Origin of the sequence: Parahaliea mediterranea (assembly GCF_003402235.1) — a bacterium.
In the GTDB taxonomy this organism is placed as follows: domain Bacteria; phylum Pseudomonadota; class Gammaproteobacteria; order Pseudomonadales; family Halieaceae; genus Parahaliea; species Parahaliea mediterranea.
In genome coordinates this window covers 20,207-36,605 of sequence record NZ_QEWO01000001.1, presented here as the reverse complement: position 1 = coordinate 36,605, position 16,399 = coordinate 20,207, and the positions used below count along the sequence as shown (strand labels likewise).

General features: G+C 65.7%; 9 protein-coding genes. 8 read left to right on the top strand and 1 reads right to left on the bottom strand.

Annotated features, from left to right (window positions below):
- Positions 1-10: 10 nt before the first annotated feature.
- From DDZ17_RS00140 to DDZ17_RS00110, 7 genes are all read left to right on the top strand, one after another.
- Complete coding sequence (locus tag DDZ17_RS00140) at positions 11-853, top strand: ion transporter (protein ID WP_116363941.1); 843 nt, start codon at positions 11-13, stop codon at positions 851-853.
- A gap of 126 nt (positions 854-979) precedes the next feature.
- On the top strand, positions 980-3,457 hold the full coding sequence (locus tag DDZ17_RS00135) for a TonB-dependent receptor (RefSeq protein ID WP_241505739.1): 2,478 nt from the start codon (positions 980-982) through the stop codon (positions 3,455-3,457).
- 162 nt (positions 3,458-3,619) lie between these two features.
- Positions 3,620-5,632 carry a DUF3604 domain-containing protein gene (locus DDZ17_RS00130; RefSeq protein WP_116363940.1) on the top strand — a complete coding sequence of 671 codons (2,013 nt, stop codon included), beginning with the start codon at positions 3,620-3,622 and terminating at the stop codon, positions 5,630-5,632.
- Between the two features lie 123 nt (positions 5,633-5,755).
- Positions 5,756-6,391, top strand: a complete 636-nt coding sequence (locus DDZ17_RS00125) for a hypothetical protein (protein ID WP_116363939.1) — start codon at positions 5,756-5,758, stop codon at positions 6,389-6,391.
- Between the two features lie 96 nt (positions 6,392-6,487).
- The gene (locus DDZ17_RS00120; protein WP_116363938.1) at positions 6,488-8,710 is read left to right on the top strand and encodes a YgiQ family radical SAM protein; all 2,223 of its coding nucleotides are present in this window, start codon (positions 6,488-6,490) and stop codon (positions 8,708-8,710) included.
- Positions 8,711-8,864: 154 nt separating this feature from the next.
- The gene (locus tag DDZ17_RS00115) at positions 8,865-11,345 is read left to right on the top strand and encodes a TonB-dependent receptor (protein WP_170150122.1); all 2,481 of its coding nucleotides are present in this window, start codon (positions 8,865-8,867) and stop codon (positions 11,343-11,345) included.
- A gap of 35 nt (positions 11,346-11,380) precedes the next feature.
- A complete protein-coding gene (locus DDZ17_RS00110; protein WP_193940514.1) occupies positions 11,381-11,914 on the top strand; it encodes an OmpA family protein in 534 nt (177 codons plus the stop codon).
- Between the two features lie 13 nt (positions 11,915-11,927).
- On the opposite strand, the gene hrpB is transcribed toward DDZ17_RS00110, so the two are convergent.
- Positions 11,928-14,504, bottom strand: a complete 2,577-nt coding sequence (gene hrpB, locus DDZ17_RS00105) for an ATP-dependent helicase HrpB (protein WP_116363935.1) — start codon at positions 14,502-14,504, stop codon at positions 11,928-11,930.
- Between the two features lie 406 nt (positions 14,505-14,910).
- Here hrpB and DDZ17_RS00100 point away from each other — a divergent pair, with 406 nt between their 5' ends.
- On the top strand, positions 14,911-16,383 hold the full coding sequence (locus DDZ17_RS00100; RefSeq protein ID WP_116363934.1) for an HAD-IB family hydrolase: 1,473 nt from the start codon (positions 14,911-14,913) through the stop codon (positions 16,381-16,383).
- The last annotated feature ends 16 nt before the right edge of the window (positions 16,384-16,399 follow it).

Here is a 16,399-nt window from a genome sequence, read left to right as displayed (position 1 = left end):
CCAGCCTGCCATGACAGCACGCGACATCACTCCTTTGCAGAAGGCGTTTTACGACGTCATCTTCGGCACCGAGACCCCCGCCGGGAAATGGTTCGACATCACCCTGATTGTCGTCATCCTGGCCAGCGTCACCATCGTCATGCTGGATTCCATCGGGCATCTGCACGCCGATTGGGGCTGGCTGTTCTGGCAGGTCGAGTGGGTGTTCACGGTGCTGTTCACCATCGAGTACCTGGTGCGCATCTGGTGCTCGCCCAACCGCAAGGCCTATGTGTTGAGCGTGTACGGAGTGGTGGATTTACTGGCCATCCTGCCCACCTATGTGGCGCTGGTGTTTCCCCAGGCGGCGTCGCTGCTGATTGTGCGCCTGCTGCGCATTCTGCGCATTTTCCGGGTGCTGCGTTTGCTGGCCTTCCTGAACGAGGCCAATATGCTGGCCGGCGCGCTGCGCCGCTCCACCCGCAAGATTTTCGTGTTCTTCTCGATGATGATGATCATCACCGTGATCTTCGGCTGCCTGCTGTACGTGGTGGAAGGCCCCAAGAGCGGCTTCGACAATATTCCCATCAGTATCTACTGGGCCATTGTCACCATCACCACCGTTGGCTACGGCGACGTGGTGCCGCTCACGGCCCTGGGCCGCGCCATCTCCGCTACCGGCATGCTGATCGGCTACGCCATCATCGCCGTGCCCACCGGCATCATCACCGCCGAACTGGCCTCGGGCCTGCGCGGCAACCACCTCACCACCCGCAACTGCAGCCAGTGCTCGCGCGCCGGGCACGACCTGGACGCCCGCTACTGCAAGTACTGCGCCAGCGACCTGCCGCCCCTCAGCCGCGACGGCAAATAGGCCCTCACGCGCCCCGGCCGGCCTGTGGGGCTGGCCTTGTCAGGGCTGCCCTCCTAGAATGTAAGCAGCCGACACACTGGCCACGCAATCCGCATAATGATTCCAATGACGAGAGAGCCGTACCGCATGAAAACCCACCCTCGCCACGCCCTGGCGGCCGCCATCATGGCCGTCTCTGCCACTGCCAGCGCCCAGCCGATGCTGGAAGAAGTCATCGTTACCGCCCAGAAACGGGCGGAGAATGTGATGGATGTGCCCATTTCCATCAGCGTGTTCAACGACGCCACGGTGGAGAAGCTGTCCGCCCGCAACCTGACCGACCTGGGCCGCTTCACCCCCGGGGTGGAGATGAACAACGACAACGCCCTGCAGCCCACCTACAGCATTCGCGGGGTGCAAACCAATGACTGGACCGTGGGCTCGGACCCGGCGGTTGCCGTGTACGTGGACGGGGTGTATGCCGCCCGCGGCGCCGGCGCCGAGGCGGCCCTGGCGGACATCGCCCGGGTGGAAGTACTCAAAGGTCCGCAGGGCACCCTGTTTGGCCGCAATGCCACCGGCGGCGCCATTCACATCATCAGCCAGCCGCCGGTGTTCGAGCGTGAGGGGCGGGCCAAGGTGAGCGTGGGCGACTACGGGCGCCTGGACGGCGAGTTCATGTTCAACACCCCCCTGTCGGACACCGTGGCCCTGCGCCTGCTGGCGGTGAGCCGCAATCGCGACGGCTACCTGGAGAACCTGTCTGGCCCCGACCAGAGCGAGCAGAACACCGACAGTCTGCGCGCCAGCCTGCTGTGGGACGCCGGCGCCAACACCGAGGTGCTGCTGCGGGCGGAATACAGCCAGATGGACCAGCACGGCGGGGCCCAGTACACCCTGATCAACAGCGTGTTTGAAGGCGCCAACCCGGGCCGGCGGCTGGACCCTTACGGCGATATCGCCAACGACTTTGTGAGCAAGGAAGAGCGCGACATGTTCGCCACCTCGCTGGAGGTCAACCACGAGATGGGCGATATAACCTTCACCTCCATCACCGGCTACCGGCGCTTTGAAACCGAGTTGCTGGAAGACCTGGACGGCTCCAACAACCCGGATTACTACTTCGCCTCCTCCAACCCCGACGACAACGAATACTTCTCGCAGGAGTTCCGCCTTACCGGCGCCAGCGACAGCCTCAAGTGGACCGCCGGCGCGGCCTATTCCCGCGAGACGGTGGATCACCTGACCACCGCCGAATTCAAAATGAGCACGCTGGAGTCCTTCGCGTGGTCGGAGATTCTGCGCAACTCCACCTCCGCCACTTCGCAAACCTTCCTGAGCGCCCTGGCCGGGCTGCCGCAGGCGCAGATTGACGCCCTGGACGGGCTCAGCAACACCGAGGTGTCCGAACTGCAGCCGGCCTACCGCCAGCAGCTGAAGGACCGCGGCCTGGACGGCATGGCGAGTTCCGCCTTTATCTGGAGCTTCCTGAACGACCAGGGCACCCTGGAGGACTTCGGCCTGTCCACCAACCCGCTGGTGGGGCTGTTCCAGATACTGAACGACGTGGGCCCGCGCATTGCCGCCGGCGATGACTGGATTGAATCCGTCGAAAGCAGCGGCACCTACGAAAGCTACGCCCTGTACGGCGACGCCACCTGGAGCGTGACCGATCGCATCAACCTCACCGGCGGCTTACGCTACACCTACGATGACAAGGCCTTCGACCTGTTCACCCAGTACCAGAACCAGATTGCCGGCGCCAACTTCGGCCTGGCCTTCTACAACAACGGCCAGCCGGTGCTGGATACCTCCCAGAGCGACACCTGGGACGCCCTCTCCGGGCGCCTGGTGCTGGACTACCACTTCACCGACAGTGTGATGGGCTATGCCAGCGTGGCCACCGGCTTCAAGTCCGGCGGCTTCAACAGCCTCAACTTCGGGCCGGACATCGACACCTCCTACGACGAAGAGGAAGTCATCAACTACGAAATTGGCACCAAGGGCGCCTACTTCGACGGCCGCGTGCAGTTCAATGCGGCCGCCTTCTTCTACGAATACAGCAACCTGCAGGAGCTGAAACTGCTGGGCCAGCCCATTCCCAGCTACAACCTGCGCAATGCCGACGCCGAGGGCTACGGGCTGGAACTGGAGGGCTCGTGGCTGATTACCGACCACCTGAGCCTGTCCGGCAATTACAGCTGGCTGAAGACCGAGTACACCGACTTCGACATCATCGCCGCCGCCGGTGAAACCGCCGCCGACGACCTGACCGGCGAGCCCCGCGTTGGCACGCCGGAAAACAAGGTCAACCTGGCGCTGGAGTACTACCTGCCGCTGGGGGACTTCGGCGAACTGCTCACCCGTTTTGATTACACCTGGAACGACGAGCGAGTGGAGAGCCTGAACGACCCCACCCGCAAGGTAGACGCCTACGACCTGGCCAACCTGCGCATCTCCCTGCTGCCCGAGGGCGAGCGCTGGGAAGTGAGCGCATGGAGCACCAACCTGTTCGACGAAGAGGTCATCACCGTGTTTGGCGACAATGGCGATGCCATCGGCTCCCTCACCGGCTGGCGCATTCCGCCGCGCATGGTGGGGATGGACTTCATCTACCGCTTCTGAGCTGGCCGCCCTTTTCACCGCTCCTTTGAAGCCCCTGCCAACACCCGCGCCCTGGGGCGCGGGATTTCCCCACCCGGCGCTGATTTGTTGAACCGGGGCATGCGCTGCCCGGTGCTAAGCTGTGGACAGTCCCGTCCGAACACATAAATAAAGGGTAAAACCATGTCCCGTCGACTCCGGCTGAGCGCCTGCCTGGCGCTCTCCTTGCCCCTGGCCCTGCCGCTGCTGGCCGCCACCCCCACCGCCCGGGCGGCGGCGCAAGTCGCTCCAAGCGATGCTGCCCACAACATGCAGCACGACATACAACACGACGCGCAAAACTACTCGCCGCCGACCCGCAACGACTGGCCCACCCGGGTGTTCTGGGGCGATACCCATTTGCACACCAACCAGTCGCCGGATGCCTTTACCTTTGGCAATCGCGGCATTTCACCAGAACAGGCCTACCGCTTTGCCCGTGGCGAAACAGTCATGGCCCAGTCCGGCCAGCCGGCCCGGCTGCAACGCCCGCTGGACTTTCTGATGGTGTCGGATCACTCGGAGTTCATGGGCATCTTCCCCAAGGTGTTCGCCCGCTCTGCTGACATCATCGATACCTCCCTCGGCAAGCGCTGGGCCGGCCACCTGGATGCCGGCCACCCGGAGCGCATATTGCTGGACTTCGGCATGCTGTCGATGAACATCCTGGCCTCGGACAACGCGCAGCACATGATCGACATGTACCCCGAACTGCCGCCGGATTACCTGGAGGGCCTTGGCGACATGGCCGTGCCGCCCGCTGTACGCGAATCCATCTGGTCGCAGGTTGGCGAGGTTGCCGACGCCTTTAACGAGCCGGGCCACTTCACCGCCTTTATCGGCTACGAGTGGACCTCCATGCCCGATGGCAACAACCTGCACCGCAACGTGCTGTTTCGCGATGGCGCCGATAAAACCGCGCAAGTGCTGCCCTTTTCCGCCATGGACAGCAGCGACCCGGAGGACCTCTGGCAGTTCATGGCCGACTACGAGGCCGCCACTGGCGGCAGCGTGCTGGCCATTCCCCACAACGGCAACGTCAGCAATGGCCTGATGTTTGCCGAAACCACCCTCGACGGCGCCGCCCTCACCCGGGACTACGCCGAACGCCGCGCGCACTGGGAACCCATCATTGAGGTCACCCAGATCAAGGGCGACGGCGAAACCCACCCCTTCCTGTCGCCGAACGACGAGTTTGCCGACTACGAAACCTGGGACAAGGCCAACTTGAGCATGACCACGCCCAAAACCCAGGACATGCTGCAATTCGAGTACGCCCGCTCGACCCTGCGCAACGGCCTGGCCCTGGCGGAATCCCTCGGCGCCAACCCCTTTGCCTTCGGCATGATCGGCAGCACTGATTCCCACACCAGCCTGGCCACCGCCGACGAAGACAACTTCTTCGGCAAAATGACCTCGGCGGAACCCGCCCCCGGCCGCGACCGCAAGCCCTACTTTGAAGCCCAAGAAGGCACCGACGCCATCTCCCTGCTGCAGTGGGAATCCCTGGCCGCCGGCTACGCCGCCGTGTGGGCCAGGGAGAACACCCGCGAATCGCTGTTTGACGCCATGCGCCGCCGGGAGACTTACGCCACCACCGGGCCGCGCATGACGGTGCGCTTTTTCGGCGGCTGGCAGTTTGCCAGCGACGATGCCCTGCGCCCGGACCTTGCCACCGTGGGCTACAGCAAGGGCGTGCCGATGGGCGCACACCTGCCGGCAGCCGGCGCCCAACAGGCCCCCTCCTTCCTGATTGCCGCCAGCAAAGATCCGGCCGGCGCCAACCTCGACCGCCTGCAGGTGGTGAAGGGCTGGCTGGATGACAAGGGCCAGACCCACGAGAAGGTGTACAACGTGGCGGCCTCGGATGCGCGCATCATTCGCAACAACCAGGTGGATGCGGTGGGCAACACCGTCAACGCCGAGGCGGCCACCTACAGCAACCGCATCGGCGACCCGGCGCTGGCAGTCACCTGGGCCGACCCGGACTTCAACCCCCGCCAGCGGGCGTTCTACTACGTGCGGGTGCTGGAGATACCCACCCCGCGGTGGACCACCATCGACGCGGCATTCTTTGGCACCGAGCGCGAGCCGGAAGCGCCGGTCTACGGCCAGGAGCGGGCCTACACCTCCCCCATCTGGTATACGCCGCAGTAGCGCTTTGCCGCGCGCGCAGTGCCCTGCGGCCGCCGGCTCGCCGCACCGGCCTGGACTATAATCCCGAGACTCAAACTCAAACCCAGACCCTCAGCCAGAACCTGAACCACCAAGGAGAACGCGATGACCCGCAACATCACCGCTTACCGATTCAGCGCCTGGCTGCTGTTTGTCAGCCTCGCCCTGCCGGCACTGCATGTTGGCGCGCAGTCGCCAGAAACCGCGACAACAGAGCCCGCCAGCGCCGTGCCCACCGCCCGGCGGGCCGCGGCGGTGCAGCTTGAGGCCACCATCACCGCCATTGACCACAACACCCGCGACCTGACCCTGGAAGGCCCCGGCGGCAACCTCTTCACCCTCACCGCCAGCGAAGACATTGAACGCCTGGACGAATTTGCCGTGGGCGATGTGGTGGTGGCCACCTACCTGGCGGCCTTTGCCTTTGAGCTGCGCGCACCCACCGACGACGAACACGCCTCGCCCTGGCAGGAAGTGGATGTAGCCGACGTGGCCAACGCCGACGAACTGCCTTCCGCCGCCGGCATGCGCCTGGTGCGCGCGGTGTGCTCGATTGAAGGCATGAACCGCCTGCTGGGCACCGTCACCCTGCTAGACCCCCGGGACAACTACCACACCGTGACCGAGGTGGACCGCGCCATCATGCCCGAGCTGCGCATTGGCGCCCCGGTGGTAGTGACCTTCACCCAGGCCCTGGCGCTAGCGCTGGAGAAGCCCGCGCTTATCCTGCCCGCCAGCTAGGGCGAGGGGCGCTTTTCAGGTACAATCGCGCCCCTGTCGTCTGACCCAGGCCGCCGCGCGCGGCCGCACTGCCCGCGCCACGAGCGCCCTGTCACCATGTCCGCTGCCAACACCGCCGCCACTCCCCTTTACGGGTACCGCAAATACTGGGCCGAATGTTTCGGGCCGGCCCCCGAACTGCCCATGTCCCGGGCGGAAATGGACGCCCTCGGCTGGGACAGCTGCGACATCATCATCGTGACCGGCGACGCCTATGTGGACCACCCCAGCTTTGGCATGGCGGTAATTGGCCGCGTGCTGGAGGCCCAGGGCTTTCGCGTGGGCATCATTGCCCAGCCCGACTGGACCAGCGCCGAGCCCTTCAAGGCGCTGGGCCGGCCCAATCTGTTCTTCGGGGTGGCCGCGGGCAACATGGATTCGATGATCAACCGCTACACCGCCGATCGCAAACGTCGCAACGACGACGCCTACACCCCCGGCAATGAAGGCGGCAAGCGCCCCGACCGGGCGGTGGTGGTGTACAGCCAGCGGGTGCGCGAAGCCTACAAGGACGTGCCGCTGATCATCGGCTCCATCGAGGCCAGCCTGCGCCGCATCGCCCACTACGACTACTGGAGCGACAAGGTGCGCCGCAGCGTGCTGCTGGATTCGCGGGCCGACCTGCTGCTGTACGGCAACGCCGAGCGGGCCATTGTCGATGTGGCGCACCGCCTGGCGGCGGGCGAATCCATTCGCGATATCCGCGACCTGCGCGGCACCGGCTTTGTACGCAAGCGCATCCCCGGCGACTGGCGGGTGATCGACTCGTCCGACATCGACGTGCTGGGCCCGGTGGAGCCGCACATCAACCCCTACGCCGACACCCGCAGCGCAAGCTGCGCGACCTCCGACGACAGTGCAGCAGGTGCTGACAGCACCGATGACGCAAACAGCCCCGTGCAGGTGATGACACCCGGCGGCGCACTGCCGGCCAGGGTGGCGGCGGAAATCGAGGCGGAACCGATCACCCTGCTGGACCGGCGCGACGCGCGCCCGGCGGTGATCCGCATTCCCGCCTACGAGCAGGTGAAGGACGACCCGGTGCTTTACGCCCACGCATCGCGCATCCTGCACAAGGAAACCAACCCCCACAACGCGCGGCCGCTGGTGCAGGCCCACGGCGACCGGGACGTGTGGCTCAACCCGCCGCCCCTGCCGCTGGACACCGACGAGCTGGACTGGGTGTTTGAGCTGCCCTACACCCGCCTGCCCCACAGTGCCTATGGCGATGCGCGCATTCCCGCCTACGAGATGATTCGCCACTCGGTGAACATCATGCGCGGCTGTTTTGGCGGCTGCACCTTCTGCTCCATCACCGAGCACGAGGGGCGCATCATCCAGAACCGCTCGGAGGATTCCATCATCCGCGAGGTGGAGCGCATCCGCGACACCTCCAAGGCCTTCACCGGTGTGGTGTCGGACCTCGGCGGCCCCACCGCCAACATGTGGCGGCTGGCCTGCAAGAGTCCCAAGATCGAGGCCGCCTGCCGCAAGCTGAGCTGCGTGTTCCCGGGCATCTGCAAAAACCTGAACACCGACCAGACGCCCCTGATCAACCTGTACCGCCGCGCCCGCGCCGTTCCCGGTGTAAAGAAGGTGTTGATTGCCTCGGGCCTGCGCTACGACCTTGCGGTGGAAACCCCCGAGTACGTAGAGGAACTGGTGACCCACCATGTGGGCGGTTACCTGAAAATTGCCCCGGAGCACACCGAAGACGCGCCGCTGTCGAAAATGATGAAACCCGGCATCGGCACCTACGACCGCTTCAAGGCCATGTTCGAGAAGTACTCGAAAAAGGCCGGCAAGGAACAGTACCTGATCCCCTATTTCATCGCCGCCCACCCGGGCACCCGCGACGAAGACATGATGAACCTCGCCCTGTGGCTCAAGCGCAACAAGTTCCGCGCCGACCAGGTGCAGACCTTCTACCCCTCGCCCATGGCCACCGCCACCGCCATGTACCACAGCGGCAAAAATCCGCTGAAAAAAGTCAGCCGGGGCGCCGACACCATGCCCACAGTGAAGAAGCTGTCGCAGCGCCGCCTGCACAAGGCCTTCCTGCGCTACCACGACCCGGACAACTGGCCGGAACTGCGCAAAGCCCTTAAAAAGATGGGCCGCGCGGACCTTATCGGCAATGGCAAGGTGCATCTGGTGCCGCCGCGCCAGCCCCCCAAACGCCACCAGCGGGTGGCCGGCGATGGCGCCTCGCGCCCCTTTGCCACCCAGCACAACGGCCTGCCGCGCACGCCGGCAAAACCGCGCCGCAAGGGCCGCTGAGGGGCGCTGCCCCGGCCGTCAACACCACTGCTGCGGTTTGCCGCCTGCCCGCCCGGGGCCATCGCCCCGGGCAATTTCACTTGCGTCACTGGCAATCTCTGCTAGCTTAGAGCACATACTCAAAGTTCTAATCATAAAAATCGGAGTATGGCCTATGTCCCGCGGTTCAGTTGGTACCCCCATTGCACTCGGCCTGATGGCGGCCGCATTGTCCCCCCTTGGCCTGGCCCAGTCGGCCGGCATGCTGGAAGAAATCATCGTCACCGCCGAAAAGCGGGCCACCACCGTGCAGGACACCCCCATTGCGGTAACCGCCTTCAGCGGCGCCGAGTTGGACCGGGCCCTGATCAGCAAATCGCTGGATATGCAGTTCTCGGTGCCCAACATGCTGATGAGCAAGGACAACTTCACCACCGCGGCCATTTCCATCCGCGGCATTGGCAACCAGGCCATTGGCGCTGCGGCAGACAGCGGCACCGGCGCCCACTTCAACGGCGTGTACCTGAACAACGGCCGCATTTTTGAAACCGAATACTTCGACGCCGAACGGGTGGAAGTGCTGCGCGGTCCCCAGGGCACCCTGTACGGGCGCAACACCACCGCCGGGGTAATCAACTTCATTACCCGCAAGCCCGAGGAGGAACTGGGCGGCAATATCAACCTGGAAGTGGGCAACTACAACCACGTCAAGGTGAAGGGGGCGGTGAACCTGCCCATCACCGACAGCCTGGCCCAGCGCTTCTCGCTCTTTTCCCTCAAGCGCGATGGCTTTGTTGACAACGAGCACACCGGCGATGACATTGACGGGCGCGACATGTACGCCCTGCGTTCCTCCACCCGCTGGTCCAGCGAGCGGGCCGACGTCAATCTGGTGGTCAATTACATGAAGGAAGATTCCGACCGCATGCGCGGCAGCAACCAGCGCTGCCTGCGCGACCCGGCCGGCATCATCGGCTGCCTGCCCACTGGCCTCGCCAACCAGCGCACCAACAGTCAGGCCACCGTCACCGGGTTTCTGGTCAACAACCTGGTTGCCGGGCGCCTGGGCATGGACTTCCCCGACGATGACTTCCTCAATTCCGCCATTAGCGACGACCCGCGCAAGCAGTACCTGGACTTTGCCCCGCGCTACGAAGTGGAAGACTGGATGGCCTCCTTCGAGGTGGAGTACGACTTCGATAAGCTCACGCTGACCTGGCTCACCGGCTATCACAACTCCGACCTGGACGCCCGCAACGACTACGACTTTGCCGTGGCATCCGAGCCCTGGCCGGTGGAGGTGACCGTGGACCGGGGCCCGGATGGCCCGATTACCGTGGATAGGGCCTATGCCAGCGATCGCTCCACCACCACCCCGGAGCAGTGGAGTCAGGAGATACGCCTGGCATCGGACTTTGACGGCCCGTGGAACTTCCTGCTGGGCGGCTTCTGGCTGAACTACGAAAGCGAGGTGCATTACTACGTGCATTCGGCGGCGCTGGAGCTCTACGGCGATACCTTCGCCATTCCCGCCAACCAACGCCTGTTCGACAACGACACACGCACCTATGAGCTTGAAACCTGGGCCGCCTTTGGCGAGTTGTACTGGCAGGCCACCGACAACCTGCGCCTGACCCTGGGCCTGCGCTACACCGAGGAGGAGAAGTCCTCCGAGCAGCGCACCATTTACCTCAGCTTCCTCAACGACCCCACCGCCCCCGGCGGCGATTACGACGCCTTCGACGGCAGCTGGGAAGAGCCGACCGGCAAGTTCAATGCCACCTGGGATATCAACAACGACGTAATGGCCTACCTGACCCTGTCGCGCAGCTACAAAAGCGGCGGCTTCAATCCCATTTCCGCCGACTCCGTGCTGCTACAGGACAACCCCTCGCTGGCGGAGTTTGACCCGGAGTACATCAACGCCTTTGAAGTGGGCGTGAAATCGCGCCTGTTCGACAACACCCTGCAGGCCAACCTGACCTACTTCTACTACGACTACGAAGGCATGCAGATTTCCAAGATCACCCAGCAGACCAGCCTCAACGAAAACTTCGACGCCTCCATCCAGGGCTTTGAGGGCGAACTGGCCTGGCTGCCCACCGACAACCTGCGCCTGACCGCCAACATCGCCTGGCTGGACACGGCCATGGACGGCGGCAGCAGCCTCGACCCGGCGGACATCAACCAGATGGGCACCACCGACTTCATCGCCAACGCCGTGAACTCCAACGTGTACTTTGGCCCCGGCTGCCCCGGCGGCGTGGCGCCCTGCGCCGGTATCGAGGCAGATCTGGACGGCAACCAGCTGCCCAACGCGCCGGAGTCGTCAATCAACATCGGGGTGCAATACAGCTGGCCCTTCGACAACGGCATGGAACTGGTGGCCGGCGCCAACTACTACTGGCAGGACGAGTTCTACTCGCGGGTGTTCAACACGGTGAATGACACGGTGGATGCCTGGGATGTCTACAACGCCACCCTCACCCTGTACAGCGCCGAGCGCAGCTGGTTCGCCGAGGCCTGGGGCCGCAACCTCAAGAACGACGACCACGTGACCGGGCAATACCTGGGTGACCAGAATGTGGGGCTGGCCACCAACCAGTTCCTGCTGGAGCCAAGGACATATGGTATTACCCTGGGCTATACTTTCTGACTCGCATCATTCCAAATGCCAGAAAGGAGCTGACTATGCGTACTTTGAAGTTTGCGGTATTGGCCGCTGCCGTCATCTCAACCACCGGTTGTGCCACCAAGAGCTATGTGGACGAGCGCTTTGCGGCGCTGGAGACCCGCGTTGACCAGTGGAGCGCCACCAGTCGCGAAGCCCTGGAGCGGGCCGAGAAGGCCGGAGTGCTCGCCGAGGGCAAATTCCTCTACAACGTGGTGCTGACCGAAGACGACCTGACCTTTACCGTTGACGACGCCAACCTGTCCAGCTCCGCCCAGTCGCGGCTCGGCCAGCTGGCCAGCCAACTGCAGGCCGACAACGCCAACGTGTACCTGGAAATCCAGGGCCACACCGACGCCTCCGGCCCGGCGGAATACAACCAGAGCCTGGGCCTGGCACGGGCGGAGTCGGTACGGCGCTACCTGCACAGCCAGGGTGTGGCGCTGGATCGCATGGCCACCATTTCCTACGGCGAAGATGCACCGGCGGCGGATAACAGCAGCGCCAGCGGCCGCGCCATGAACCGCCGGGTTGAGGTGGTTGTTCTGAAGTAGGCGGCGCCGGGCCTCAGCCCGCCTCCTGCTGCTGCCGCGCCCGGGTATGCCGGGTGGGCAGCGCGCTGACCGGGTCTTCCGGCCACGGGTGCTTGGGATAGCGCCCGCGCATTTCCTTGCGCACCTCGGCATAGCCATTGCCCCAGAAGCTGGCCAGGTCGGTTGTCACCTGCAGCGGCCGCCCGGCCGGCGACAGCAGGTGAATACACAGCGCCACCGCACCGTTGCAGATGCGCGGCCCGTCTTCGCAGCCGAACATTTCCTGCAGCTTGACCGCCAGCACCGGCGGGCGCTGGCTGTAATCCACCGCAATACTGGAGCCCGATGGCACGGCAATGCGCTCGGGAGCCAGGCGTTCCAGTTCCAGCGGCAGGGGCCAGGGCAGCAGGGCCTGCAAAATACTGCGCAAGTCCAGCCGGGCAAAGTCGGACAGGCGCTGCACGTTATCCAGCCAGGGCAGTAGCCACTGTTCCAGGCTGGCCATCAGGCCGGCATCGGACAAATCCGGCCAGGGGTTGTCTGCGCTGGCCGCAGCCTGTTCGTGCAGCAACTGCACCCGGGCACGCCACTGCTGCAGGGCCGGCGTCCAGTTCAGCACGCCCAGCCCGCGCTGCTCCAGCATGCCCAGCAGCGCCCGCCCCCGCGCCTCGGGCGATACATCCCTGAGGGCCTCGCTGCGCAGCTCGATGCTGCCTACCGCAAACGTCCGCCGGGCCAGGAAGCGCTCGCTGCGATCGTCCCAGGCCACGCGCTCGCGCACCGCCACCAGGCCCGACAGCACGCCCTCGAATGCAGCCGCGCTGAGGGGCGCAGCGCTGAATATCCGGTCTTCACTGTCGCCCCGACGCCCGCCCACTTCAGCTACCGCCAGCCAGGGTTCTGCGCACAGCTCATCGTCGGCCGGCAGGCGCGCGCTGCGCCCGTTGGCCAGCTGGTAGGCGCCCGCTGCGCTGGCGCTGCGCAAGCGGGCAATGCGGTCGGGCCAGGCGGCCGCCAGCAGCACCCCCAGGGCGTCTTCTTCCGCCACCGGCAGGGCCACCTCGCGCGGCTGGTGAATGGCGCTACAGATGCGGGCGTAGCGCCGGGCCTGTTCCCAAACCCGCCGGTGCCAGCCCTGCAGGGGCTTCGGGCATGGGGCCTCGCCCAACAGCACCGCCAGGGCGCGGCGCAGGTTGGCGCCACTGTCGGCCAGGGGGTTGCGCTCTGCCAGCAGGGCCGCCAGCAGGCAGGCCAGCTCACCGGCGTGAATGTCACAGCCCAGCAACAGCATGTGGGCCAGCCGCGGGTGCAGGGGCATTTGTGCCAGGCGCACCCCGTGGGGCGACAGCTGCCACTGGCCGGGCGCCGGGCTGAACACCGCATCGCAGGCGGCCAGCACATCCAGGGCCTGGCGATAGGGGCCGGCGGGCGGCGGGTCCAGCCACTGCAGTTCGGCCGGGTTTTGCACGCCCCAGGCCAGCAGTTGCAGGGCCAGGGGCGCCAGATCCGCCTGCAGGATTTCCGGCGTGGACTGCGGCGCCAGCTGCCGCTGCTGCTCTTCGCTCCACAGGCGATAGCAGGCCCCCGGTGCCAGGCGCCCGGCCCGGCCAGCGCGCTGCTCCGCCGAAGCACGGGAAATGCGGCGCGTGGTGAGGCGGGTGATGCCGGTGCCGGTGTCGAACAGGGCCTGGCGTTCCAGTCCGCTGTCCACCACCGTGTGAATGCCGTCAATGGTCAGGCTGGTTTCGGCGATATTGGTGGCCAGCACCACCTTGCGCTGGCCCGCCGGTGCAGGGGCAATGGCCTGCTGCTGCCGGGCCAGTGACAGGCCGCCGTACAGCGGGCACAGCATCACGCTGCTGGCCTGCTCGCCCAGGCGCGCGGCCAGTTCCGCACCAGCGCGGCGAATCTCCGCCTGCCCGGGCAAAAACACCAGCACGCTGCCCGGCTGCTCGCCCAGGGCGCGCAGTACGGTATCCACCAGCGGCGCCATAATGCTGTCACGCAGCTGATAGGGGGCGCCGTAGTGCACCTGCACCGGGTACTGGCGACCCGCGGAGGTAATAATGGGCGCACCGCCCAGCAGGCCGGCCACTGCCTCGCCGTCGAGGGTGGCGGACATGGCCAGCAGGCGCAGGGGGGCATCCGCCTCGCGGAACAGTTCCCGGGCCTGCAGGGCCAGGGCCAGCCCCAGGTCGGAATCCAGGCTGCGCTCGTGAAATTCATCAAAAATCACCAGCCCAACGCCTTCCAGGGCGGGGTCGGACTGCAGCCGGCGGGTGAGAATGCCCTCGGTAATCACTTCGATGCGGGTGGCCTTGCTGACACAGGTATCCAGGCGGATGCGATAGCCCACCGTCTGCCCCACCGGTTCATTCAGCAGTTGCGCCATGCGCAGGGCCGCGGCCCGGGCGGCCATGCGGCGCGGCTCCACCATGAGAATGGTGCCCCCCGCCAGCCAGGCGCTGTGCAACAGCGCCAGCGGCACCGCCGTGGTCTTGCCGGCGCCGGGGGGCGCCTGCAGCACCGCCTCGCAGCCGGCGTCCAGCGCGGCGCGCAATTGCGGCAGTACGTCGTGGATGGGCAGGTCAGCAGTGGCGGCATCAGGCATCGCGCCAGTCTACGGGATTGGCCGGTGGGAAGTCATGCGCGGCGTGGGTCTGCGGGCTGGCGTTTGCGACGGCGTTTGCGAAGGAGTTGGAGTGGGTGGCTGAGCCTGAAGAAGAAGTCCCCCGCGTCCGCGAAGGTGCCGGGATGGTGCCGGGGTGGATTGCGACGCCTTGTTTTGGTGCACGTTGCCCTTCGCCAACCCTTCGCCAACCCTTCGCCAACCCTTCGCCCACCCGCCGCCCGGCCGGCCTGCTGGCCCGGCGCCGGCAATTTGTCACAGGTTTTTACCCCGTCACACCGCTGTCACTCGCAAAATTTACCATCCCCCGGCTTCTGGCAAGTTATTTGCTCTGACTCTGATTGACGCGCTGCAAACGCGCGCTGATGCGCTCCGCGCAAGGACGAACATGGCCTACGCAAACTTTGAAGCCCACCTCGACGGGCTGGAACGGGGGGCTGGCGAAACGCCTGCGGTTGCCTTCTTCGACCTGGACGGCACCCTGATTGCCGGCTACTCCATTATCGCTATGGCCTGGGAGACCGCCCGTCACGGCGCCCGCCACGGCGAACTGAAGCAGTCGCTGAAGGTGATGCGCGACCTGGTGCGCCAGCGCACCCGGGGCTCTGGCGGCAACTACCACCGCCTGGTGCGGCGCCTGACCCGCAGCCTGGCGGGCATCAGCGAACAGACCCTGAGCGAGCTGGGCGAGCGCGCCTACCACAACACCCTGGCCCGCAGCCTGTTCCGCGAGGCCATTGCCCTGGTGGAGGCCCACCGCGCCGCCGGCCATCACCTGGTTATTGTGAGCGCCGCCAGCCAGTACCAGGTGGAGCCCATCGCCCGGGTACTGGGGATTGAGGCCATCTGCTGCACTCGCCTGGAGGTGCTGGACGGCCACTTTACTGGCAAGGTCATCACCCCCATGTGCTACGGCGAGGGCAAGACCCTGGCCGCACGGCGCATTGCGCGCCAGCAGGGCGTGAAACTGCGCGACTGCTGGTTTTACACCGACTCCAGCGCCGACCTGCCCCTGCTGAAGGAAGTGGGCCACCCGGTGGCGGTCAACCCTTCCGACCGGCTGGCGGCCCACGCCCGCGCCGAGCAGTGGCCCCAGTTGGGCTTTGCCTCGCGCGGCAAGCCGAACCTGGAGTCGCTGTTGCGCACCGTGCTCACGCTGGAGACCGTGGCGGCCACCACCCTCGCCGGCGTACTCGGTCAGCGCCTTGGCTTCAAGCCCTTTGGCAAAGCCAACAAGCTGACCCAACTGCTGGGCGATGTGGGCAGCGGCTTTGCCGGGCTCGATTTTGAGGTAGAGGGCATGGATCACCTGCTGGGTGTGCGCCCGGCCATTTTCACCTTTAACCACCAGAGCCTGCTGGACTCGCTGGTGCTGGCCCACCTGCTGCGCCGCGATGTGGTGCCGCTGGTGAAAAAAGAAATGGCCGGCAATCCGCTGATTGGCCCGCTGCTGCAACAAGCGGGCACTATTTTTGTGGATCGGGACGACAAAGACCAGGCGGCGGTGCTGCAGAGCGCGCTGGATGTCCTGCACAGCGGGCGCTCCCTGCTGATTGCCCCGGAGGGCACGCGCAGCACCCTTGGCAACATCCAGCCCTTCAAGGCCGGCGCCTTCTTCCTGGCCAAAAAGGCCAAGGTGCCAGTGGTGCCGATTGTGCTGCACAACGTGAAGGACGCCCTGCCCAAGGGCGGCTACCTGATTCGCCCGGCCACCATCCGCATTACCATCCTGCCGCCGGTGTATCCGGAGAATATGGGCAGCGTGCGCCAGACCTGCCACGCCATCGAGAGCCAGTACTGCGAGCTGCTGGGCAAGTCGAGCGTGGCCGCCCTGCCCCAGCCCCTGCGGGCCGCCAGCTAGCCGGCCCGTGGGCGGG